The organism is Aeromonas veronii (genome assembly GCA_041319085.1).
Lineage (GTDB): Bacteria > Pseudomonadota > Gammaproteobacteria > Enterobacterales > Aeromonadaceae > Aeromonas > Aeromonas veronii_F.
In genome coordinates this window covers 4,055,992-4,077,874 of record CP101033.1, presented here as the reverse complement: position 1 = coordinate 4,077,874, position 21,883 = coordinate 4,055,992, and the positions used below count along the sequence as shown (strand labels likewise).

Annotated in this window: 19 protein-coding genes; 10 read left to right on the top strand and 9 right to left on the bottom strand. The window is 61.0% G+C overall.

The window, feature by feature from the left end; translation table 11 throughout:
• Positions 1–97: 97 nt before the first annotated feature.
• From trxA to NMD14_19390, 6 genes are all read left to right on the top strand, one after another.
• Positions 98–424: a thioredoxin TrxA gene (trxA, locus tag NMD14_19415; protein XEI32818.1), complete on the top strand. Its 327-nt coding sequence runs from the start codon at positions 98–100 to the stop codon at positions 422–424.
• Positions 425–628: 204 nt separating this feature from the next.
• Entirely contained in the window at positions 629–1,894 is a 1,266-nt protein-coding gene (gene rho / locus NMD14_19410; GenBank protein XEI32817.1) for a transcription termination factor Rho, read from the top strand.
• A 108-nt stretch (positions 1,895–2,002) separates the two neighbouring features.
• The gene (locus NMD14_19405; protein XEI32816.1) at positions 2,003–2,995 is read left to right on the top strand and encodes a hypothetical protein; all 993 of its coding nucleotides are present in this window, start codon (positions 2,003–2,005) and stop codon (positions 2,993–2,995) included.
• Between the two features lie 33 nt (positions 2,996–3,028).
• Positions 3,029–4,498, top strand: coding sequence for a 4-hydroxy-3-polyprenylbenzoate decarboxylase (gene ubiD, locus NMD14_19400; GenBank protein XEI32815.1), 1,470 nt, complete (start codon positions 3,029–3,031; stop codon positions 4,496–4,498).
• A 146-nt stretch (positions 4,499–4,644) separates the two neighbouring features.
• On the top strand, positions 4,645–5,343 hold the full coding sequence (fre, locus tag NMD14_19395; protein XEI32814.1) for an NAD(P)H-flavin reductase: 699 nt from the start codon (positions 4,645–4,647) through the stop codon (positions 5,341–5,343).
• A gap of 219 nt (positions 5,344–5,562) precedes the next feature.
• Positions 5,563–6,576, top strand: coding sequence for a sensor domain-containing diguanylate cyclase (locus NMD14_19390; protein XEI32813.1), 1,014 nt, complete (start codon positions 5,563–5,565; stop codon positions 6,574–6,576).
• A 271-nt stretch (positions 6,577–6,847) separates the two neighbouring features.
• On the opposite strand, the gene NMD14_19385 is transcribed toward NMD14_19390, so the two are convergent.
• On the bottom strand, positions 6,848–7,105 hold the full coding sequence (locus NMD14_19385; protein ID XEI32812.1) for an accessory factor UbiK family protein: 258 nt from the start codon (positions 7,103–7,105) through the stop codon (positions 6,848–6,850).
• A gap of 296 nt (positions 7,106–7,401) precedes the next feature.
• Between NMD14_19385 and NMD14_19380 the strand changes: the two genes are divergently transcribed.
• Entirely contained in the window at positions 7,402–9,819 is a 2,418-nt protein-coding gene (locus NMD14_19380) for a lipase (protein ID XEI32811.1), read from the top strand.
• A 66-nt stretch (positions 9,820–9,885) separates the two neighbouring features.
• Here the strand turns inward: NMD14_19380 and glpG are convergent, their stop codons facing one another.
• The 7 genes from glpG to NMD14_19345 all read right to left on the bottom strand — a co-directional run bounded on the left by glpG (position 9,886) and on the right by NMD14_19345 (position 16,016).
• On the bottom strand, positions 9,886–10,719 hold the full coding sequence (glpG, locus tag NMD14_19375) for a rhomboid family intramembrane serine protease GlpG (protein XEI32810.1): 834 nt from the start codon (positions 10,717–10,719) through the stop codon (positions 9,886–9,888).
• Positions 10,716–11,039 carry a thiosulfate sulfurtransferase GlpE gene (glpE, locus tag NMD14_19370; GenBank protein ID XEI32809.1) on the bottom strand — a complete coding sequence of 108 codons (324 nt, stop codon included), beginning with the start codon at positions 11,037–11,039 and terminating at the stop codon, positions 10,716–10,718. Before glpE ends, glpG begins: the two co-directional genes overlap by 4 nt.
• A 122-nt stretch (positions 11,040–11,161) precedes the next feature.
• On the bottom strand, positions 11,162–11,863 hold the full coding sequence (locus NMD14_19365) for an ATP-binding cassette domain-containing protein (protein ID XEI32808.1): 702 nt from the start codon (positions 11,861–11,863) through the stop codon (positions 11,162–11,164).
• A gap of 10 nt (positions 11,864–11,873) precedes the next feature.
• Positions 11,874–12,638, bottom strand: a complete 765-nt coding sequence (livG, locus tag NMD14_19360) for a high-affinity branched-chain amino acid ABC transporter ATP-binding protein LivG (protein ID XEI32807.1) — start codon at positions 12,636–12,638, stop codon at positions 11,874–11,876.
• Positions 12,635–13,903: a high-affinity branched-chain amino acid ABC transporter permease LivM gene (locus tag NMD14_19355; protein XEI32806.1), complete on the bottom strand. Its 1,269-nt coding sequence runs from the start codon at positions 13,901–13,903 to the stop codon at positions 12,635–12,637. The genes livG and NMD14_19355 overlap by 4 nt, the downstream gene beginning before the upstream one ends.
• Positions 13,903–14,829: a high-affinity branched-chain amino acid ABC transporter permease LivH gene (gene livH, locus NMD14_19350; GenBank protein XEI32805.1), complete on the bottom strand. Its 927-nt coding sequence runs from the start codon at positions 14,827–14,829 to the stop codon at positions 13,903–13,905. The genes NMD14_19355 and livH overlap by 1 nt, the downstream gene beginning before the upstream one ends.
• Before the next feature lie 65 nt (positions 14,830–14,894).
• Entirely contained in the window at positions 14,895–16,016 is a 1,122-nt protein-coding gene (locus NMD14_19345; GenBank protein XEI32804.1) for a branched-chain amino acid ABC transporter substrate-binding protein, read from the bottom strand.
• A 434-nt stretch (positions 16,017–16,450) separates the two neighbouring features.
• Between NMD14_19345 and NMD14_19340 the strand changes: the two genes are divergently transcribed.
• Positions 16,451–17,455, top strand: coding sequence for a substrate-binding domain-containing protein (locus tag NMD14_19340; GenBank protein ID XEI32803.1), 1,005 nt, complete (start codon positions 16,451–16,453; stop codon positions 17,453–17,455).
• Positions 17,456–17,530: 75 nt separating this feature from the next.
• On the opposite strand, the gene norR is transcribed toward NMD14_19340, so the two are convergent.
• Positions 17,531–19,057 (bottom strand): nitric oxide reductase transcriptional regulator NorR, encoded by a 1,527-nt coding sequence (gene norR / locus NMD14_19335; GenBank protein XEI32802.1) that lies wholly within the window; start codon positions 19,055–19,057, stop codon positions 17,531–17,533.
• A gap of 170 nt (positions 19,058–19,227) precedes the next feature.
• On the opposite strand from norR, the gene norV reads away from it, so the two are divergent.
• Positions 19,228–20,712 carry an anaerobic nitric oxide reductase flavorubredoxin gene (gene norV / locus NMD14_19330; protein ID XEI32801.1) on the top strand — a complete coding sequence of 495 codons (1,485 nt, stop codon included), beginning with the start codon at positions 19,228–19,230 and terminating at the stop codon, positions 20,710–20,712.
• On the top strand, positions 20,709–21,860 hold the full coding sequence (norW, locus tag NMD14_19325) for an NADH:flavorubredoxin reductase NorW (GenBank protein XEI32800.1): 1,152 nt from the start codon (positions 20,709–20,711) through the stop codon (positions 21,858–21,860). Before norV ends, norW begins: the two co-directional genes overlap by 4 nt.
• The last annotated feature ends 23 nt before the right edge of the window (positions 21,861–21,883 follow it).

Sequence of the window (21,883 nt, the reverse complement as noted above, 5' to 3'; positions counted from 1 at the left end):
GTTAGGCTTGCAATAATAAACAGGATCATTTCAAATAGGGCAACTATTGCCTTTGTTGATATGTCAATAAAGCCTTAATTACTGACTGGAGTTGGAGATGAGTGACAAGATTGTTCAGCTGAGCGATGCCAGCTTCGAGGCAGATGTAATCAAAGCCGATGGCGCCGTTCTGGTCGACTTCTGGGCCGAGTGGTGTGGTCCGTGCAAGATGATTGCCCCGATCCTGGAAGAAGTTGCCCAAGAGTACGAAGGTCGCGTAACCGTAGCCAAACTGAACATCGACCATAACTCTGATACTCCGCCCAAGTACGGCATTCGTGGTATCCCGACCCTCTTGCTGTTCAAGAATGGCGAAGTGGCAGCGACCAAGGTCGGTGCACTGTCCAAGACTCAGCTGAAAGAGTTCCTGGACGGCAACCTGTAATAATCAAAGAGGAGCGCATTGCAATAATGCGCTCCTTGTGTTTTATCACCTAGACGCTCATCCCGATTGGTGCTAGTTTATCGCTCGTTTGCTAACCTTTTTGCCTGACTCTTTGCTAACCACAGCCTGGCAATCAAATCCGATCAGCATCAATCCAGCAGACTGTCTCCTCATTTCAATCCTTGCTTACAGACTTTCACCACTATGAATCTGACTGAATTAAAGAACACTCCTGTGTCCGAGCTGGTCAAGCTTGGCGAATCCATGGGGTTGGAAAATCTGGCTCGGGCGCACAAGAAAGATATTATTTTTGCCATCCTCAAGGCACACGCCAAGGGTGGTGAAGATATCTTTGGCGACGGTGTGCTGGAAATCCTGACCGATGGTTTCGGCTTCCTGCGCAGTGCAGACGGCTCCTATCTGGCAGGCCCGGACGATATCTACGTCTCCCCGAGCCAGATCCGCCGCTTCAACCTGCGCACCGGCGATACCATCTCCGGCAAGATCCGGCCACCGAAAGAGGGCGAACGCTACTTCGCGCTGCTCAAGGTCAACGAGGTCAATTACGACCGCCCGGAAAACTCCCGCAACAAGATCCTGTTTGAAAACCTTACCCCACTGCATGCCAACGAACGTCTGCGTATGGAACGGGGTAACGGCTCTACCGAAGATATCACCGCCCGTGTACTGGACCTGGCTTCCCCCATCGGTAAAGGCCAGCGTGGCCTGATCGTGGCGCCGCCCAAGGCCGGTAAGACCATGCTGCTGCAGAACATCGCCCAGAGCATCGCCTACAACCACCCGGACTGTGAACTGATCGTGCTGCTGATCGACGAGCGTCCGGAAGAAGTGACCGAGATGCAACGCATGGTGAAAGGTGAAGTGATCGCTTCCACCTTCGACGAGCCGGCTTCCCGTCACGTTCAGGTCGCCGAAATGGTGATCGAGAAGGCCAAGCGCCTGGTCGAGCACAAGAAAGACGTGGTGATCCTGCTGGACTCCATCACCCGTCTGGCCCGTGCCTACAACACCGTCATCCCGTCATCCGGCAAGGTCCTGACCGGTGGTGTGGACGCCAATGCCCTGCACCGTCCCAAGCGCTTCTTCGGCGCCGCGCGTAATGTTGAGGAGGGCGGCAGCCTGACCATCATCGCCACCGCGCTGATCGATACCGGTTCCAAGATGGACGAGGTTATCTACGAAGAGTTCAAGGGTACCGGCAACATGGAGCTGCACCTCTCGCGCAAGATTGCCGAGAAGCGCGTCTATCCGGCCATCGACATTACCCGCTCCGGCACCCGTAAGGAAGAGTTGCTGACCACCGGCGACGAGCTGCAGAAGATGTGGATCCTGCGCAAGATTGTCCACCCGATGGGCGAGATCGATGGCATCGAGTTCCTCATCGACAAGCTGGCGATGACCAAGACCAACGACGAGTTCTTCGACGCCATGCGGCGCCAGCAGAAGTAAGTCCGGTCACAAAATGACGAAACCGCGGCCCAGGTCGCGGTTTTTGTTTATCTGTTTTCCGGTCGCCCTAGTAGTATGAGATCCCGATGTCACATGGATGGAGACGTCATGAATTCTGTTCTCTGGTTCTTGTTGGGGTTGCTGAGCGCAATGCCAGCCTATGCGCAGAGCGCACCGCCCGCAGTGACAGCCGAGACGCTGCAGACGCACCAGCACTATCTGGCGAGCCGTCTACGGCAGGGGCAATTTGCCGCCATCGACTCTCTGTTGGCGACCCTCAGTCGTGAGCAGCGGGAGCTCCTGCTGTTGCAACTGCTGCGGGCGATTCCGGTTGCCGCGCCTGCGTCTCCCGCGTTGCAACAGTGGGTCGAGGCACAGGCCGACAAGGCCCCCGAGTGGCTCATGGAGCAGCAGGTCGATGGTTTTCTGGTGCAGCAACCTGTCTATGATTTTGCTGCGCGCGCCCGTCAGTTGCTGGGGGAGTGGCAACTGCAGTCACTGGTGCTGCGCTATCGGCAACAGCTTGCCCAAGGCAACTTCCAGCTCAAGTCCCTCTATTACAGCAGTAACCCCAATCTCGCCATGCAGCAGCAAGCCCTGTTGCTGGCCCTCGACGCCTTGCCGCAACCGATCTGGATGCGGGAGGCGCAAGCGCTGGCCAGTCAGAATATCTATCTGCCCGATAACCACCTGTTGCTCCACCTGTTGCAACGCACTGGCGAACCGGCGCTCTATGGCATGTTGTGGCGGCGGCCGGCAGATCAGGATGCGCTGCGGGCACTCTCCACCATCAACCGCTTCCATCACGGCACTGCCGCCAGCTCCCTGCTGATTGCCGCCAGTGGCAACGAGGGGTTGAAGGGGGCTGCGCTACGTCAGCTGAGCGCGCTCTCGCCCCTGCCGCCACAGGCCCAGAAATACCTGCTGGCGGAACTCTCCAACCGCCAATACGGGGCGCTGGTGGCCGGTCTGTTGATGGAGGTGGACGAGCCCCAACTGCTCTCTGCGCTGGCCAGACGGCTCGGCCAGCGTGACACGCGACCCATTGCACCGAGTCTGCTGCCCGATTCGGGTACACCCGATGGGCAGCCAGAGTTATAATGCCTGACCTCCTGAACCCGGTTGGGAACTTGCATGAAATACAAGGATTTGCGTGATTTCATCGCGCAGCTGGAACAAAACGGACAACTCAAGCGCATCACCCGCGAGATAGATCCCTATCTGGAGATGACCGAGATCAGCGATCGCACCCTGCGTGCGGGCGGCCCGGCTCTGCTGTTCGAAAATCCCAAAGGCTACACCATGCCGGTGCTGACCAACCTGTTCGGTACCCCGGATCGGGTTGCCATGGGCATGGGGCAGCCCGATGTGGGGGCCCTGCGTCAGGTCGGGGTCTGGCTCTCCTATCTGAAGGAGCCCGAGCCACCCAAGGGGTTCAAGGAGCTGATGGAGAAGCTGCCGATCTTCAAGCAGGTGCTCAACATGCCGACCAAGCGCCTCTCTTCCGCCCCCTGCCAGCAGGTGGTGCAGGAGGGAGATGCGGTCGATCTCGACCAGATCCCGATCCAGCACTGCTGGCCCGGCGATGTGGCGCCGCTGGTCACCTGGGGCCTCACCATCACCCGTGGCCCCTACAAGAAACGGCAGAACCTCGGCATCTATCGCCAGCAGAAGATCGCCAAAAACAAGCTGATCATGCGCTGGCTCGATCATCGTGGCGGTGCCATCGATTTTCGCGAGTGGCAGGAGGCCCATCCCGGTGAGCGATTCCCGGTGGTGGTGGCGCTCGGCGCCGATCCGGCGACCATTCTCGGCGCGGTGACACCGGTGCCGGATACCCTCTCCGAATATGCCTTTGCCGGTCTGTTGCGCGGCAGCCGCACCGAGGTGATCAAGGCCATCAGCTGCGATCTGGAGGTGCCCGCCAGCGCCGAGATCGTGCTGGAAGGCTATCTGGAGCCGGGTGAGCTGGCGCCGGAAGGGCCCTATGGCGACCACACCGGGTACTACAACGAGGTGGACGAGTTCCCGGTCTTTACCATCACCCACATCACCAAGCGGCGCGATGCCATCTACCACAGTACCTACACCGGCCGTCCGCCCGATGAACCGGCGGTGCTGGGGCTGGCGCTGAACGAGGTGTTCGTGCCGTTGCTGCAGAAGCAGTTCCCCGAGATTGTGGACTTCTATCTGCCGCCGGAGGGGTGCTCCTACCGGATGGCGGTGGTGACCATCAAGAAGCGCTACCCGGGCCACGCCAAGCGGGTGATGCTGGGGGTCTGGTCCTTTCTGCGCCAGTTCATGTACACCAAGTTCGTGGTGGTGTGTGACGATGACGTCAACGCCCGCGACTGGAAGGATGTGATTTGGGCCATCACCACCCGGATGGATCCGGCACGGGATACCACCTTGATCGAGCATACGCCGATCGACTATCTGGACTTCGCCTCGCCGGTCTCCGGCCTCGGCTCCAAGATGGGGCTGGATGCCACCAACAAGTGGCCGGGCGAGACCAACCGGGAGTGGGGTCAGCCCATCGTTCAGGACGAGGCGGTGAAGCAGAAGGTCGATGCCATCTGGGATGAACTCAATATCCTCGGATGAGCCAGAGGTGGCCGTTTTGCTGCAAAAAGTGATGCGATCCGCTCCGATTTGAGTATTCTCGACTGACGGGGCCAGGGCGGCTGGTCGTCACTCCAAAGTGAAACAATGAGCGAAGCGGGCCGAGCGAGCCCGCCACAAGGACAAGAATGCAACGTATCAAATGCCGCGTAGAGGAACTGCGCGAATATGTCGACACCATCTGGCATGTGGCCCTGACGCCGCAGCAAGCGATCAGTTTCAAGCCGGGCCAGTATCTGCTGGTGGTGATGAGCGATTCGGACAAGCGTCCCTTCTCCATCGCCAACTCGCCGACCCGCCCGGGCGTGCTGGAGCTGCAAATCGGTGCCACTCCCGAAAATGCCTACGCCGGTCAGGTGCTGGCCCGCATGCGCGAGCAGGGGGAGATCGAGGTCGAATTGCCGGCTGGCAAGGCGTTCCTGCGCGATGAGTCCCCCCGTCCGCTGATCCTGATGGCGGGTGGCACCGGTTTCTCTTATGCCCGCGCCATTCTGGAGTACCTGATCGACACGGGCAGCAAGCGTCCGGTGTTCTTCTACTGGGGCGTGCGTCAGGCGCACTGGCTCTACGAGCAGGAGCTGATGCAGCAGTGGGAGCGCGACTACGCCCCGCTCACCTTCATCCCGGTGGTGCAGGAGCCGGAGGCTGACTGGACCGGCAAGAGCGGGCTGGTACACAAGGCGATCATGGATGACTTCGTCAGCCTCCACGACTACGACATCTATGTCGCCGGTCGCTTCGAGATGGCGGGTGCGGCACGGGAGGAGTTCAAGATCCTCGGCGCCGAGCCGGAGCGCATCTTCGGTGACGCCTACGAATTTATCTGACGGGATCCCCGTCTGGATGACCCAGCCCCCGGTTTTGCCGGGGGCTGTTGTTTTTGCGGCCGCCGTTGCACTGGATTGCGCCGAATGAGCGGATTATCGCGGCGTTATCCCATGGTTTTTCAATCTTTTGGCTATGAATGGCTACTAATCGGGCGTCGCTGGTGGCATCTTTATGGGGGAGTGACAAGAGTACCCATAGCGCAAGCACAAGGAGGCGCAGTGTTGAGTGAAGAGGGTAGGGCATCTGCGGAGGATGACAGGGGTGAGCCCGGCTCTGTCGAGCGGGTCGCAACGCTGAACCCATCCCTTCATGGCGGTGACGTGGCCCGTTTGCAGGCAGAAATCGCTGTGCTGAAACATGAAAATGGCCTGTTGCAGGAGAAGCTCAATGCCGCCCTCGATGGCACCGGCATCTGTCTCTGGCAGGGCACCATTCCCACCGGCGAGTTGCGGGTCTTCAATCTGCAGAACTTTCAGGCCGGTGACATGGCCCCCCATTTCGATCTGTGGAGCGCCAAGCTCCATCCCGACGATCGCGCCCATGCCATGGGCCGCTACTTTGCCCACCTTGAGGGAAAAACCCCCTTCTACGAAGCCGAATACCGCACCATCAGCCCGGACGGGGAGATCACCTGGCTGTGGGATCGGGGCCGGGTGGTCGATCGGGATGGCAATGGCAAGCCACTGCGGATCATGGGCGCCCATATTGATATCACTCAGCGCAAGGCCTATGAACAGCGACTGGCCGAGCGTGCCAACAGCGACGCGCTCACCGGCTTGCTGAATCGGCAGGGATTTGGCAAGGCGTTCGCCCAGCAGCAACCGCAAGGGGCGGGGGCACTGCTCTTTATCGACCTGGATGATTTCAAGGGGATCAACGACCAGCTGGGCCACGCCTGCGGTGATCAGGTGCTGCAGCAGATGGCGCGCTGGCTGCGTCTCATCATGCCAGGATCGGCCCTGTGCGGCCGCTACGGTGGCGACGAGTTTGTGGTGCATCTGCACCGGGATGTGTCGAGCCACGGCCTGGCACAACTGGCCGATGCGCTGATCAGCCGGATGCACGGTTATGTGCCCAAACCCGGTTGCTCGCAACGGGTCGGGCTGAGTATCGGCATCGCCCTGTGGGATGAGGAGCCATTGACCTTCCGGCAGGCGCTGGAGGTGGCCGACAGGGCCATGTACGAGGCCAAGGCGCGCGGCAAGCGGGCCTGGCACCTGTTGCAGGTGTGATCTCCTCTAGAGGTTCAATACAGAGCAAAAACCCCAGCCGAGCTGCAATGCTGTTCACTTAAGAGAATTTGAGTTCCAGTCCACGTAGTATCAGGACGAAAAAGCGAGGGAGGCATGATGCCTCCCTCTTTCTATTGCAAGCCTCGCTGGATAAAGGCTGGAGGAAGCTCGACTGGACACAGCCTTGCCCCCCCAACTCAAATCTAATTTATGAATAATCAGTCAAAAAAGTGCTTATCTGATCAGCATTGCAGCCGAGCTGGGGTTTCTATTATTCGCCTTTAGCGCCGAGCTGCTGTTCGAGCTGAGCCAGCTTGCTTTCGAGGGCGGCCAGTTTTTCACGGGTTCGCAGCAGCACCTTGGTCTGCACGTCGAACTCTTCGCGGCTGACCAGATCCAGCTTGCCCAGCTGGGCTTGCAGTACCTGACGCATCTTCTTCTCGGCCTCTTCACCCATGCTGCGAATGCCGGGCGGCAGGGAGTTGTGCACCTGCTTGGCGATCTCTTCCAGTTTCTTCGGGTCGATCATGATGTCCTCCTTAAACGTTGGCGGACATTCTACCGACAATTCCCTCACTTTGCCGAGATCGCAGCGGCTTTTTAGTCGTGATGGTGCCCGCTGGCTGGTCGGGTCTGGTTATCCTTCGCGGTTGTTACCCTTGCGCGCCCTTGTTTACGTAAAACCTTGATTCTCGCCACAAACCTGAGCAGAAGATGACCAACATGAGTCTCTTTGGTTGTTGATTTTATGTTAACTTTGTGCGGTCGAAGCGGTGAATGCTTCGTTGGCTTGTGATGGACAACAACCGATAAAGAGAACAAAAAATGAAGAAGAAGCTAATTTATGCCGCCGTGCTCAGCGCCCTGCTGGCCGGATGTGGTGGGGATGACAACAAGGGAGACACCACCAGCTCTCTCGACTACGCCCTGAGTGGCGCCAACGGGATTCGCCCGAGCGTGCTGGCCCCCCGTGCCAGTGACGGCACCCTGAAGTTTTCGACCGAGACTGCGGATCTGTCGAACCCGGTGTCTGCCCTCTCCACCCTGGATGGCTGGTCTACGACGCAACCTGTCCAGCTGGTACCGGCGACCGTGACCGGCGTCTCTGTGCCGGCCCCTGCGGCCAGCGAGTATGCCTCTGCCGTTGCGCCCCTCTATCTGCTGGAGCTGGTGCTGGATCCGGTGACTCAGCGACCTGTCGGGGTGAAGAACAACAAGCCTCTGACCTATGGCACCGACTTTGTGGTGAGCGATAGTGGCGGCAAACTCAATCTGGTTCCGCTCAAGCCGCTTAATCCCTCTTCTTACTACCTGATTGTGGCGACCGATTCCCTCAAGGACAGTCGCGGCACACCGCTCAAAGCGGGGGGCGATTACAGCAACTTCAAATCGGCAACCACGCAGGATCAGACCATCAACGGTCTGATCTCGCTGCAGGAAAGTCTGTTCAAGGCGGCCACCGGGATCACCAGCGATCGGGTGATCTTCTCCGACTGGTTTGCCACCCAATCTGGTGCCGATGTGCTGCTGGCGGTGAAGAGTGCCGCCGCTTCCGTGTTGAAGAGCCCGAGCCTGGACGCTGCATTGCTGTGGAAACAGGACGCCAAGGGCAACACCAGCCTGCCGGCAACCTACACCATCAGTGGCCTTAATGGCGGGGTGGATTTTCTGACCCAGCTGGCTGCTGAGCCATTCCTGCCGCAGGATCAGAAAGATGCATTGAGTGCCGCCTTTGGCACTGGCACACCGCTTAACGGTGTTGCCCAGCTGACCAAGGTTTACACCGGCACCGTCAAGCTCCCTTACTTCCTCTCTACTCCAGCGATAGCCGGTTCATGGGACAAGGCCAAGACCCAATCCTGGCACGGTGCCATTCCCAGCCTCTATGCCATCGCCAACGCATTGAAAGCGGGCGATACCGAAGTGATCGGTGGACTGGTCGGGGCGGGCGTGGATCCGGCGCTGCTGGGTGAGCTGATCGCCGACCCGAGCCGTCAGAGTGAACTGCTGACCGAGGCGAGCAAGCTGATCGGGGTGACCCTCACCTCCGGTGGCAAGCCGCTGGATGCCGAGCGCAATATCGGCCGTTTCAATCCGCTGCCAGCCCTGACCGAAGTGCAATCGGTACCGCTGCGGATCTTTGCCGCCGGGCCATTGGCCAATGTCACCGATGTGATCATCTATCAGCACGGGGTCACCTCCATCAAGGAGAACGCCTATGCACTGGCGCTGGGCCAGATCGGCGCGGGCGCGACTGCCAGCAAGAGTGTCGCTGTGGTGGTGATCGATCATCCGCTGCACGGCGAACGTGGCTATGCCTTGAGCAACAGCATGGCGACCGTCACCACCTCCGACAATCCGACGCCCTACCTGAATCTGGGCTATCTGACGGTGGCGCGGGACAACCTGAAACAGAGCGTGGCCGATCTGCTGGGACTGCGACTGGCCGTCGGTCTGGCTAATGCCAAGGGGCTGGGTGGTCAACTGGGCGGCGCCGGTCTGAAGGTACATTTCCTCGGCCACTCGCTGGGGGCAATTGCCGGAGCCAATCTGCTGGCGGTCGCCAACCAGACCACCGGCAGTGCCTTGGCTGATGCCCTGTTCAAGTTCGATACCGGCGGTCTGGCGATGCCGGGTGGCGGCATAGCGCCGTTGCTGCTCAACTCGCCGAGCTTCGGGCCGACCATCAAGATGAGCGTGCTCACCTCGGGCAGTCCGGAGCTGAAGGCGGGCTTTACCGCCTATGAGCCAAACTGCAAAACGACCAAGGCAGCCTGCTTCGTCAACGAGTTCCTGCCCAGTCTGGATGCGGCCACGCAAGCGGGTGCGGCGAGCACCTTGCAGAGCTATACCTTTGCCGCCCAGTCAGTGCTGGACTCTGCCGACCCGATCAATCTGGGCAGTGGCGTCGCCAAGCGCTTCCCGCTGTTCGCCACCGAAATTGTTGGCGATGGTGCGCTCAGCTTGCCGGATCAGGTTATCCCCAACAGCATCGCCTCGGCGCCGCTGGCTGGCACCGAGCCGCTGTTCAAGGTGCTTTCGCTGCAATCACTCACGGCAACCGGCGCAGCCAGCCATCATGCGGCTCGCTTTGTGGCCGGTGGTCACAGCTCGCTGCTGGCTCCTGACGGCAATGACAGCAACGCGTTGGTGACCACCGAGATGCAGACTCAGTTTGCCAGCTTCTTTATGAGCGGTGGCACGGCAGTACAAGTGACCGACAGCTCCCTGCTCAAGCAGTAACGGCGCAGGTTGTAAAAAAACGCCGCCCTTCGGGGCGGCGTTGTTGTTTCTGCGGCAGCTGAAAAATCAGGCCGGCTGGTGGTTGCGATCCAGCCAGCCTTGCAGCAGGCCGACCAGCAGGCCGGTCAGGTGGGCGATGTTGGCGGTGCTGGTGCCGAGCATGTCGAAGAAGCCGAGCACCATCCAGAACAGCATAAAGCCCATCAGCGCCGGTGGCAGAGTGAGACCGCAGGCCGGTTGCAGCTTGCTGCGCAGCCAGCAGTAGCCGAGCAGGGCATAGACCACGCCGGAGAGGCCGCCAAACAGCGGGCCGCTGGCGAAGAACTCGGCGATATTGGGCAGGGCGGCGCCCACCAGCAGCAGGATCAGCAGCTTGCCGCTGCCGAGGCGCTGCTCGATCTGACCGCCGAGATACCACCACCAGAGCAAGTTGAACACCAGATGGAGTACCGAGAAGTGGATCAGGGCGGGGGTGAAATAGCGCCACGCCTGCCAGTCGGTGAACTGGGCCAGCGTCGGGTGGAATGCCAGTTCATCGTAGATGGGCAGGCCGATGGCATCGATGCCGTAGATGGCGAGACAGGCGATGATCACCACCAGCGTCAGCGGCCCCGCCTGATGGAGGAAGTCGGTGATGGGATCCGTCATCCCCTTGCTGTAGTCGATGCGGGCATCGGCGCGGCCGGACTGCCAGGAGGCCTCCATGTAGCGCGGGTGGCCAGGCTCGGTGAGAAAGCGCTTCACCTCCAGTTGGGCCTGGGCGAGGCGCTGCTCGTCCGCCAGCCAGATGGTGACCCCCAGCTCGGACTGGGTCAGCTCGCAGGAGATGCCCAGGGTCGCCAGATAGTCCACCAGCGCCTGCGCCATGCGGGCGTTGTCGAGTACCAGCAGCTGGATCATGCCTCGCCTGCCTCGATGGGAAATTCCCGGCGCCATGCCTCGAAGCCTCCATCCATGCTGTAGACCTCGTCATAACCCTGTTGCAGCAGGTATTGGGCCGCTCCTTGACTGCTGTTGCCGTGATAGCACATCACGATGACCGGGGTATCGAAATCCACTTCGTTCATAAAGCGCACCAGGGTGCCGTTGGTGAGGTGGAAGGCGCCGACCGCGTGGGCCGCTTCAAAGGATTGCGGGTCGCGAATATCCACCAGACGGGCTTCACCCGCGCTCAGTTTCTGGTGGGCATCATGGGCATTGATATGGGCAAACTGGTCCATCTGGATGTCCTGCGAATAGGTTGATTACGGGCCAGTGTACCGCAAGCTTGGGCGCAAACTAACCCCACAAAAGATAAGGGAGCCAGCGGCTCCCTTGTTGATATGGCATGCGGGTCAGTGGGTTAACCGCCCAGATAAGCCTGCCGTACCGCCGGGTTGGCCAGCAGGGCGGCTCCTGTGTCTTGCAGCACCACGTGGCCGTTCTCCAGCACATAGCCTCGGTCAGCCAGCTTGAGCGCCTGGTTGGCGTTTTGCTCCACCAGAAAGATGGTCATCCCCTTCTGGCGCAACTGTTCTATGGTGTCGAAGATCTGCTGGATGACGATGGGGGCCAGCCCCAGCGAGGGTTCATCCAGCAGCAGCAGGCGCGGTTTGCTCATCAGGGCGCGGCCGATGGCCAGCATCTGTTGCTCGCCGCCGGACATGGTGCCGGCCCGCTGTTCCAACCGTTCGTGCAGGCGCGGGAACAGGGTGAACACCTGATCCAGCAGTCCGTGCTGTTCGGCCTTGTCGACGAAGAAGGCGCCCATCAGCAGGTTCTCCTCCACCGTCAGGCGGGCGAAAATGCGGCGCCCCTCCGGCACCACGGCGATATCCTTGCGCATGATGCGAGCGGTGGTGAGGGCGCTGATCTGTTCCCCCTCAAACCAGATGGAGCCGCTGCTGGGTTTGGGTTCACCGCAGAGGGTCATCAGCAGGGTGGTCTTGCCCGCGCCATTGGCACCGATCAGGGTGACGATTTCCCCCTCTTTCACCTCGACGCTGACATCGTGCAGCGCCTGAATTTTGCCGTAGTGGGTCGATACGTTGCGAAGTTCTAACATCTTTTTATCCTTACGACTCGCCCAGATAGGCCTTGATCACTGCCGGATTGTTGCGGATCTCATCCGGCTTGCCGTGGGCCAGCGGGGTGCCCTGGCTGACCACGAAGATGCGGTTGGAGATGCCCATCACCAGCTTCATGTCGTGCTCGATCAGCAGCACAGAGACGCCGAATTCGTCCCGCAAAGAGGTGATCAATTCATCCAGTTCGTCGGTCTCCTTCGGGTTCAGACCGGCGGCCGGTTCATCCAGCATCAACAGCTCGGGGCGGGCTGCCATGCAGCGGGCGATCTCGAGGCGGCGCTGCTGACCATAGGCCAGATTGCCGGCTGCGCGGTTGGCAAGATCCGTGAGCCCCACCTTCTCCAGCCAGAAGGCGGCCCGCTCCAGCCCCTCTTGCTCCGCCCGGCGAAAGGCCGGGGTCTTGAACAGACCGGCGATAAAGCTGGTGTTGAGGTGCTGGTGCTGGGCAACCAGCAGGTTCTCCACCGCCGTCATCTCCTTGAACAGCCGCACATGCTGGAAGGTACGCACAATCCCCTTGCGGGCGATGAGGTGGCCGGGCAGCCCCTGGATCTCCTCACCCTTGTAGCGGATGGTGCCGCCGCTCGGGCTGTAGAAGCCGGTCAGGCAGTTGAAGATGGTGGTCTTGCCCGCGCCGTTGGGGCCGATGATGGAGATCACTTCCCCTTTTTCGATATCCAGCTCGACCCCGTTGACCGCCAGTAACCCACCGAAACGCATCGACAAATTTGAGACTTCCAACAACTTGCTCATTTCTTCAACTCCAGATGCGGACGGGTCATCGGCAGCAATCCTTGTGGCCGCCAGATCATCATGAACACCATCAAGAGGCCGAACATCAGCATGCGGTACTCGTTGAACTCGCGGGCCAGCTCCGGTAGCACCGTCATCACGATAGCGGCCAGCACCACCCCGATCTGGGAGCCCATGCCCCCCAGCACCACGATGGCGAGCACGATGGCCGACTCGATAAAGACGAAGGATTCCGGGCTGATAAAGCCCTGCCGCGAGGCGAAGAAGCTGCCGGCAAAGCCCGCGAAGCAGGCGCCTATGGTGAAGGCGGTCAGCTTGATGATGGTGGGGTTGAGCCCCAGCGATTTGCAGGCGATCTCGTCCTCACGTAGCGCTTCCCAGGCGCGGCCCAGCGGCATCCGCAGCAGGCGGTTGATCACGAACAGGGTCGCCACCACCAGTACCAGCGCCATCAGGTAGAGGAAGATCACCTTGTGGTTGGCGTTGTAGGCGATGCCGAAGAAGTTGTGGAAAGTATCAAAGCCCCCATCCTTGACGGTGCGGTTGAACTCCAGACCCCCCAGCGTCGGCTTGGGAATGCCAGATATGCCGTTCGGGCCGCCGGTCAGGGTGGTCATGTTGTTGAGCAGGATGCGGATGATCTCGCCAAAGCCGAGGGTGACGATGGCCAGATAGTCCCCCCGTAGCCGCAATACCGGGAACCCGAGCAGGAAGCCGAAGGTAGCGGCCATCAGCCCGGCGATGGGCAGACACTCCCAGAAGCTCAGCCCGAAGTAGGTGTTGAGCAGGGCATAGCTGTAGGCACCGACTGCGTAGAAGCCGACATAGCCGAGATCGAGCAGACCGGCGAGGCCGACCACCACGTTCAGTCCCAGCCCCAACATGATGTAAATCAGGGTGAGGGTGGCGAGATCGATGGCGCCGCGAGAGGCCATAAAGGGCCAGCTCACTGCGAACAGCAGCACCAGCACGGCGGTGAGGTTATAGAGCTTGGGCGCCTCCTCCGGGCTCGGCAGCACCAGCTTGGTGAAGCCGACCGAGAAGCCGCTGATGGAGGCTTGAAACAGCTTGGCAATCTGGCCGCGCAGCATCTGGAACCAGAATACGAGGGTGGCGCCGCCCAGCAGCCAGGCCAGCGACACATCGAGGCGGCTCACCACCAGCAGGCGGGAGCCGTCGGTCTCCAGCTTGAAGCCGAGCAGCCAGAAGGAGAGCACCAGCAGCACCAGGCTGGCGATACAGGCGTGGATAAATTGATTTCTCATTACACTTTCTCCACTTCCGGACGACCCAGAATGCCAGTGGGCATAAAGAGCAGCACAAAAATGAGCAGGGCAAACGCCATCACATCCTTGTACTCGGTGCTGAGATAACCGGCGGTGAGCGCTTCAACCACCCCCAGCAGCAGGCCACCCAGTACGGCGCCCGGAATGCTGCCAATACCGCCCAGCACGGCGGCAGTGAAGGCTTTCAGACCGGCCATAAAGCCGAGGTAGGGGTTGATAACGCCGTAATACATGCCGAGCAGCACCCCGGCGACGGCGGCCAGCGCGGCCCCCAGCACGAAGGTGATCGAGATGACTACATGGGTGTCGATCCCCAACAGGTTGGCCATCTTGATATCCTCCGAACAGGCGCGACAGGCGCGGCCCATGCGGGAGCGGTTGATGAACTGGGTAAGCGCCAGCATGGTGATGAAGGTCACCACGAAGATGATCAGCTGCATATAGGAGAGGCTGGCCTGAAAACCATCCTCACCGCCCAGCGTCCAGCCACCGGAGATCAGGCTGGGCATGGCGATATCGCGCGAGCCCTGGGCCATCCGCATCATGTTCTGCAAGAAGATCGACATGCCGATGGCGGAGATGAGAGGGATCAGCCGGTTGCCGCCGCGCAGCGGCCGGTAGGCAACCCGTTCGATGCTCCAGCCATAGGTGCCGGTGATGACGATACTGACCAGGAAGGCGCCCCCCAGCAGTAGAAAGGTGCTGTCGATGCCCATCATCATGAGCCCCGCCATCACCATGAAAGCGACATAGGAGCCGATCATGTAAACCTCGCCGTGGGCGAAGTTGATCATACCGATGATGCCATAGACCATGGTGTAGCCGATGGCGATCAACGCATAGGTGCTGCCTATGGTTAATCCGTTCAGCAGTTGCTGAACCAGATAAAGGAGGTGTTCGGACATACTGCGTTCCCTGTACTTGCCCGCAAAAGAGGAGGGGGTGAGCGTACTCACCCCCAATCGGCAGATTATTTGACTTGGCTGGAGGTGCCGTCAGCGTGCCACTGGAACACACCGAATTCGAAGCCTTTCAGGTCACCGTTCGGTGCCCAGGTCAGGGGGCCCATCACGGTATCGATCGGCGCGGCCTTGATGGCGGCCGCCACGGCGGCCGGGTCATCTTCACCCGCCTTGGCGATACCGGCTACCAGGGTTTGCATCGCGGCATAGGTAGTCCAGACGAACGGGCCGGAGGAGTCCTGACCCTTGGCCTTGAACGCGGCCACCAGCGGGGCGTTGGCCGGCACCAGATCGTATTTGTTCGGCAGGGTCACCAGCAGGCCTTCAGACGCCGGGCCACCGATGGCGGAGATATCCTTGTTACCCACCCCTTCCGGGCCCATGAACTTGGCTTTCAGCCCTTTCTCGCCAGCCTGACGCAGGATCAGACCCAGCTCCGGGTGATAGCCGCCGTAGTAGACGAAATCGACGTTCTCTTTCTGCAGCTTGGCGATCAGGGCGGAGAAGTCCTTGTCACCGGCGGTGATCCCTTCAAAGGCCACCACTTTCACGCCTGCTTTGTCGAGCGAGGCTTTGACGCTGGAGGCGATCCCTTCACCGTACTGCTTCTTGTCGTGGATAACGGCAACGCGCTGGGGTTTGACCTGTTCGATGATGTATTTGGCGGCAGTCGGGCCCTGATCGCTATCCAGACCGATGGTACGCAGGGTCAGCTGGTAACCGCGCTCGGTGATCTTGGGGTTGGTGGAGGCGGGGGTAATCATCAGGATCCCCTCGTCTTCATAGATGTCGGAGGCGGGCAGGGTGTTATCGGAGCAGAGGTGACCGACCACGAACTTGACGCCGTCATTCACCACCTTGTTCGCAACGGCCACCGCCTGCTTGGGGTCGCAGGCGTCGTCATAGACGACTGCTTCGATCTGCTTGCCATTGATGCCGCCCGCCTTGTTGATCTGCTCGACTGCCATCTTGCCGCCGGTGAACTGCATGTCGCCGTATTGGGCGACCGGGCCAGTGACCGGGCCCGCGATACCGATCTTGATGGTGTCTGCCGCGTGGGCGATGGAGATCGATCCAAACAGAGCCAAAGAAACCGCTGCGCCAACTGTGATTTTGTTAAACTTATGCATTGATTCGTCCCTTAATCAGTGGATTGTTTCATGTCCGTGTACCATTCCGGATCTACATCCCGTGCATCCGGCTATAGGTATGGTTCTATCATTCCTCACGGGGCAATAACAAGCTGTTAAAGATACTAACCAGAGGGGGTTGGGTGGGTGAATTTTGAAACAAATGACCTGTTATTTTACGTTAATCAGAGCTTAATTTTTATTTTTTGACTTAACATCTTGGTAACGCCAGGCAATTATGACAAACAGCAGAGGATTAATCTGGCGATATTTTACTCTGACGCTGCTCCCATTTTGACCACAATTTGTTTGCGCAAACAGAAATGAGCGCCTAGATTAGCCAGCATTGACCATTCCGTGGCAGAGCTCGTTAAAACCAAGCCTTTATTCGGGAAATCTGCTAATGTTCCGCCTTTGACAGTCAGGAGACAGAGATGGCCACTATCAAGGATGTCGCCTCGCGCGCAGGCGTATCCATCTCCACCGTCTCACATGTGCTCAACCACACTCGGCGGGTCAGCGAAGACGCGACCCAGAAAGTGATTGAGGCGGTGGCAGAACTCAACTACGCGCCCAACTCGGTAGCGCGCAGTCTGAAAATAAATTCGACCAAGACCATTGGCATGCTGGTCACCACCAGCGTAAACCCCTTCTTCGCAGAAGTGGTGCAAGGGGTTGAAGCGTACTGCTTCGAACAGGGCTACAGCCTGATCCTCTGCAACACCGAAAACCAGCCGCCTCGCCAACAGCATTACTTGAGAATGTTGATGGAAAAACGGGTGGATGGCTTGCTGGTATTGGGGACCGATATCGACACCCCGTTGCGCGACATGTTGCGCATCCACAAGAACGTACCGCAGGTGGTACTGGATTGGGGCACGGAGTGCGATTTCGCCAACGTCATCAACGACAACGCCCGTATCGGCGCCCGCATGGCCGTGCGCCATCTGCTGGAGCTGGGGCACCGCGACATCGTCTGTATCACTGGCCAGCTCTCCAAGCCGACCACCCAGCAGCGATTGGACGGGGTTCGTGATGCGCTGGGCGAGCAAGGTCTGACTCTCAAAGATGACCAGATCTTTGAAGGGGACTACGAGAGCCAGAGCGGCTTCGATGCCATGCAGCGCATCCTGGCCCTGCAGCCTCGTCCGACCGCGGTCTTTGCCTTCGACGACCCCATGGCGATCGGCGCGATTTGCGCTGCCTGGGAAGCCGGAGTCAAGGTGCCGGACGATATCTCCATCATCGGCTACGACGATGTGGAGATGGCGCGCTTTTCCAGCCCGCCGCTGACCACCATCCGTCACCCGAAGGCCGAACTGGGCCAGCTGGCAGTGAAGCATCTGGTCAGCCGGATCCGCAACAAGGAGCTGGAAGTGGAATCGATGACGGTACAGCCCGAGCTGATTATCCGTCGCTCGGTCAAACCGCTGCGTTAATCCGCACCCGTTGCCAAACCGAAAAACCCCCTCTGTTACGAGGGGGTTTTTGTTTATGGGGCCAAGCAGCGCGCGTCAGGGTTTGAGGCCGAGCCGCTTGGCGAGCCGGTGCAGGTTGCCGCCATCCAGCTCCAGCGCGCGGGCGGTGGCTGCCCAGTTACCGTCATGGGCGGCCAGGGTCTGCTCGATCAGCGTGAGCTGGAAGGCGTCGGTGGCGGCCCGCAGGCCGAGGCCGCCGGGCAAGGGGGCAACCGGCGCCGTGGCGGGGCTGGTGGAGGGGGGCAGGGGGCCGGCCGCCAGGTTGAAGTGATGGCTGGCGAGGGCCGGGGTCTGGCTACCCTGTTCGGCCCGCGCCAGCACGGCGGCGCGGTGGATGGCGTGCTCGAGTTCCCGCACGTTGCCGGGCCAGTCGTGGCGCTCGAGCAGTTGCAGCGCTTGTGGCTGGATACGCAGTCGCTCCAGCCCCAGGCTGAGCCGGCAGCGTTCGCAAAAATAACCGGCCAGCAGGGGAATGTCGCCGGGGCGCTCGCGCAGCGCCGGGGCGTGGATCGGGAACACGCTCAGCCGGTGGTAGAGGTCGGCCCGGAATTGCCCCTCGACCACCGCCTGCTTCAGATCCCGGTTGGTGGCCGCCAGGATGCGCACGTTCACCTTGAGCGGGGTGTCGTCACCGATGCGCTGCAGATCGCCGTATTGCAGCACCCGCAGCAGCTTGGCCTGCAGCGGCAGGGAGAGCTCGCCAATCTCGTCGAGGAACAAAGTGCCCTGATCCGCCAGCTCGAACTTGCCCGCCCGGTTGTGGATGGCGCCGGTAAAGGCCCCCTTCACGTGACCGAACAGCTCGCTTTCGGCCACCGATTCCGGCAGGGCGGCGCAGTTGAGGTAGACCAGCGGTGCCTTGGCACGCGGGGAACCGCGATGCACCGCCTTGGCGATCAACTCCTTGCCGACCCCGGTCTCCCCCAGGATCAGCACGTTCAGCTCCGAGTTGGCGACCACCTCGATCTCGTGGCGTAGCCGGGCCATGGCGGGGGACTGGCCGATCATCTCCGGCTGCTCAGGGCCGGGCCGGGTGCCGGGGACCAGCGGCTCGCTGCTCTGGCGGGCGAGCCGCTCCAGCAGCAGGGCGTTGTTGAGGGCGGCGGCGGCCAGGGCGCCCACCAGCCGCAGCTCCTCGTCGCTGATAGCGTCGAACTGGGTCGGGTTCATGCCGTCTATGGTCAGCGCGCCGATCAGCGCCTGATCCGAGAACAGCGGCAGACCGACGCAGGCGTGCACCTTGAAGTCGTCGTGATCCGGCAGCAGGCCGTCATAGGGGTCGGGCAGGCTGCTGTCGGCGGGGAAGCGCACCACATCGCCGGCGCGGGCGATGGCCTCCATGCGCGGGTGATCCTTGAGGGCGAAGCGGCGCCCCAGCACGTCCTGCATCAGGCCGTCGATGGCCAGCGGGATGAACTGGCCCCCCTCGTAGCGCAGCAGAGCCGAGGCATCCGAGTTCAGCAGGCTGCGCACGCTCTGGATCAGGCGGTGGAAGCGGTCCTGATGGGAGATGCCGAGTTGCAGGTCGAGGGCGATGCGCGCCAGGCTGTCGGTCGAGATCACGATATTTGTCCAAATGACAGTGTATTTGTGATTATGACTATAAACAGGGGTTGTCTTAATGACAATTCATGATTTACTTAGTCAATGAAAACAACAATTTAAATGTTGGCACGTCCGCTGCAATAGCTGGTTCAGTCGAACATCCACTATTGCATTCGAGGAACTGCCTGATGAGCATTCACGTCAAGAACAACATCCACTGGGTCGGCCAACGGGACTGGGAGGTACGCGACTTCCACGGTACCGAGTACAAGACCCACAAGGGCACCAGCTACAACAGCTACCTCATCCGTGAGGGCAAGAACGTGCTGATCGACACCGTCGATCACAAGTTCAGCCGGGAATTCGTGCAGAACCTGGCGGCCGAGATCGATCTGGCCAGCATCGACTACGTGGTCATCAACCATGCCGAAGAGGACCATGCCGGCGCCCTGACCGAGCTGATGGCCCGCATCCCAGGCACCCCCATCTACTGCACCCACAATGCCATCGACTCCATCACCGGCCACCATCACCATCCTGAGTGGAACTTCCACCCGGTCAAGACCGGTGACAGCCTGGACATCGGCAACGGCAAGCAGCTGGTATTTATCGAGACACCCATGCTGCACTGGCCCGACAGCATGATGACCTATATGACCGACGATGCGGTGCTGTTCTCCAACGACGCCTTCGGCCAGCACTATTGTGACGAACACCTGTTCAACGACGAGGTGGACCAGACCGAGTTGATGGAGCAGTGCCAGCGCTACTACGCCAATATCCTCACCCCGTTCAGCCCGCTGGTCACCGCCAAGATCAAGGAAGTGCTCGGCTTCAACCTGCCGGTGAGCATGGTGGCCACCTCCCACGGCATCGTCTGGCGCGAGGACCCCACCCAGATCATCCTGAAATACCTGGAGTGGGCTGACCACTATCAGGAAGACCGCATCACCCTGTTCTACGACTCCATGTCCAACAACACCCGCATGATGGCCGATGCCATCGCCCAGGGCATCCACGAGGTGGACCCGGGCGTGGCGGTGAAGATCTACAACGTGGCCCGCCACGACAAGAACGAGATCCTGACCCAGGTGTTCCGCTCCAAGGGGATACTGGTGGGCTCCTCCACCATGAACAACGTCATGATGCCCAAGGTGGCGGGCATGCTCGAAGAGATCACCGGCCTACGCTTCCGTAACAAGCGCGCCTCGGCCTTCGGCAGCTACGGCTGGACCGGCGGTGCGGTGGACCGGATCCAGACCCGCCTGATGGACGCGGGCTTTGACATCAGCATCTCCCTCAAGGCCAAGTGGCGGCCGGATGGCTCGGCGCTGGCGGAATGCCGCGAACACGGCCGCCAACTCGCCCGCCAATGGGCACTGCACCCCCTAGAGGCACCCCGCCCGATCACCACAACCCAGGCGACGCTTGCCCCTGAGATGCCTGCGGCCGTGACTGCGGCGCCGCAAGCCGCCCCGGCGGCTGAATGGGACGACGACCAGGCCATGCTCTGCACCGTCTGCCAGTGGGTTTACGACCCGGCCCAGGGCGAGCCGGATCAGCTGGTGGCGCCGGGCACCCCCTGGGCCCAGGTACCTGACAGCTTCCTCTGCCCGGGTTGCGGCATCGGCAAGGAGGTATTTGAACCTTGCGCCGTGGAGGCCTGCATATGAGTGCCATCCCCCAGCGCGACGAGATAGTGGTGATCGGCAGCGGCTTCGCAGCCCAGCAGCTGGTCAAGAGCCTGCGCAAGCTGGACGCCGAGCAGCCCATCCGCCTTATCACCGCCGACAGCGGCGACGAGTACAACAAGCCGGACTTGAGCCACGTGGTAAGCCGGGGCTGCGCCGCCGCGGCCATGACCCGCCTTAGCGGCAGCGAATTTGCCGAGCAGCAACACATCGCGCTGCTGCCTCACTGCCCGGTGCTTGGCATAGATCCCGTCCGGCGGTTGGTACTGACCGAGCAGGGCAGCTTCCCCTATGGCCAGCTGGTGCTGGCTACCGGCGCCAGCGCAGCGCGCCCCGAGATACCGGGAAGCGAGCATCTGGTCACCCTCAACAGCCAGCAGGAGTATGCCGCTGTCGAGGGGGCAATCCAGCAAGCCCGCCGCATCCTGGTGCTGGGGGCCGGTCTCATCGGCTGCGAGCTGGCGATGGATATGGCGAGTGCAGGAAAAGAGGTGACGCTGCTGGATCTGGCCGACAGCCCGCTCAGCGCCCTGCTGCCCGCCACCCTGACTCAGCCGCTACAACAGGCGCTGCGCAGCCAGGGCGTCAGCCTGCAGTTCGGGACAGGTCTCGCCAGGATTGATGCCCAGCCGGGCGATGGCTGGCGCGTCACCCTGACCGACGGTCGTACTTGCGAGCAGGATCTGGTGATCGCCGCGATCGGCCTGCGGCCGAATCTGGCCCTGGCCCGCGGGGCCGGGTTGGCAGTGGAGCGCGGCATCCTGATCGACGATCGGCTGCAGACCAGCGATCCCCATATCTTCGCACTGGGGGATTGCGTGCAGTGGCGGGGTCAGCTGCTCCCCTTCCTGCAACCCATCGTGCTGGGGGCCAATGCGCTGGCGCGCACCCTGCTCGGCACACCGACCCCGCTGAGCCTGCCGCCCATGCTGGTGAAGGTGAAGACGCCACGTTACCCGCTGCAACTGGCCGGTCGCACCCGGGGTGACGATCTCGCCTGGCAGTGCCGCTGGAACCGCCAGGGCATGGTGGCCGAGGCACACGGCGAGGATGGCGAGCTGTGCGGCTTCGTGGTGGGGGGCGATCAGATGAGTGCCGCCTTCCCGCTGCTGCGTCAGCTGCCCCGTTGATTCATTGATAACACCAGGCCGGG

Excerpts from the sequence above, each read along its gene's own strand:
- fre (XEI32814.1), top strand. The coding sequence starts at position 4,645 with ATGCAACGTATCAAATGCCGCGTAGAGGAACTGCGCGAATATGTCGAC.
- NMD14_19345 (XEI32804.1), bottom strand. The coding sequence starts at position 16,016 with ATGCATAAGTTTAACAAAATCACAGTTGGCGCAGCGGTTTCTTTGGCT.
- NMD14_19405 (XEI32816.1), top strand. The coding sequence starts at position 2,003 with ATGAATTCTGTTCTCTGGTTCTTGTTGGGGTTGCTGAGCGCAATGCCA.
- rho (XEI32817.1), top strand. The coding sequence starts at position 629 with ATGAATCTGACTGAATTAAAGAACACTCCTGTGTCCGAGCTGGTCAAG.
- glpG (XEI32810.1), bottom strand. The coding sequence starts at position 10,719 with ATGATCCAGCTGCTGGTACTCGACAACGCCCGCATGGCGCAGGCGCTG.
- NMD14_19340 (XEI32803.1), top strand. The coding sequence starts at position 16,451 with ATGGCCACTATCAAGGATGTCGCCTCGCGCGCAGGCGTATCCATCTCC.
- NMD14_19380 (XEI32811.1), top strand. The coding sequence starts at position 7,402 with ATGAAGAAGAAGCTAATTTATGCCGCCGTGCTCAGCGCCCTGCTGGCC.
- glpE (XEI32809.1), bottom strand. The coding sequence starts at position 11,039 with ATGGACCAGTTTGCCCATATCAATGCCCATGATGCCCACCAGAAACTG.
- NMD14_19385 (XEI32812.1), bottom strand. The coding sequence starts at position 7,105 with ATGATCGACCCGAAGAAACTGGAAGAGATCGCCAAGCAGGTGCACAAC.
- livG (XEI32807.1), bottom strand. The coding sequence starts at position 12,638 with ATGAGCAAGTTGTTGGAAGTCTCAAATTTGTCGATGCGTTTCGGTGGG.
- NMD14_19365 (XEI32808.1), bottom strand. The coding sequence starts at position 11,863 with ATGTTAGAACTTCGCAACGTATCGACCCACTACGGCAAAATTCAGGCG.
- norV (XEI32801.1), top strand. The coding sequence starts at position 19,228 with ATGAGCATTCACGTCAAGAACAACATCCACTGGGTCGGCCAACGGGAC.
- NMD14_19355 (XEI32806.1), bottom strand. The coding sequence starts at position 13,903 with ATGAGAAATCAATTTATCCACGCCTGTATCGCCAGCCTGGTGCTGCTG.
- livH (XEI32805.1), bottom strand. The coding sequence starts at position 14,829 with ATGTCCGAACACCTCCTTTATCTGGTTCAGCAACTGCTGAACGGATTA.
- ubiD (XEI32815.1), top strand. The coding sequence starts at position 3,029 with ATGAAATACAAGGATTTGCGTGATTTCATCGCGCAGCTGGAACAAAAC.
- norW (XEI32800.1), top strand. The coding sequence starts at position 20,709 with ATGAGTGCCATCCCCCAGCGCGACGAGATAGTGGTGATCGGCAGCGGC.
- trxA (XEI32818.1), top strand. The coding sequence starts at position 98 with ATGAGTGACAAGATTGTTCAGCTGAGCGATGCCAGCTTCGAGGCAGAT.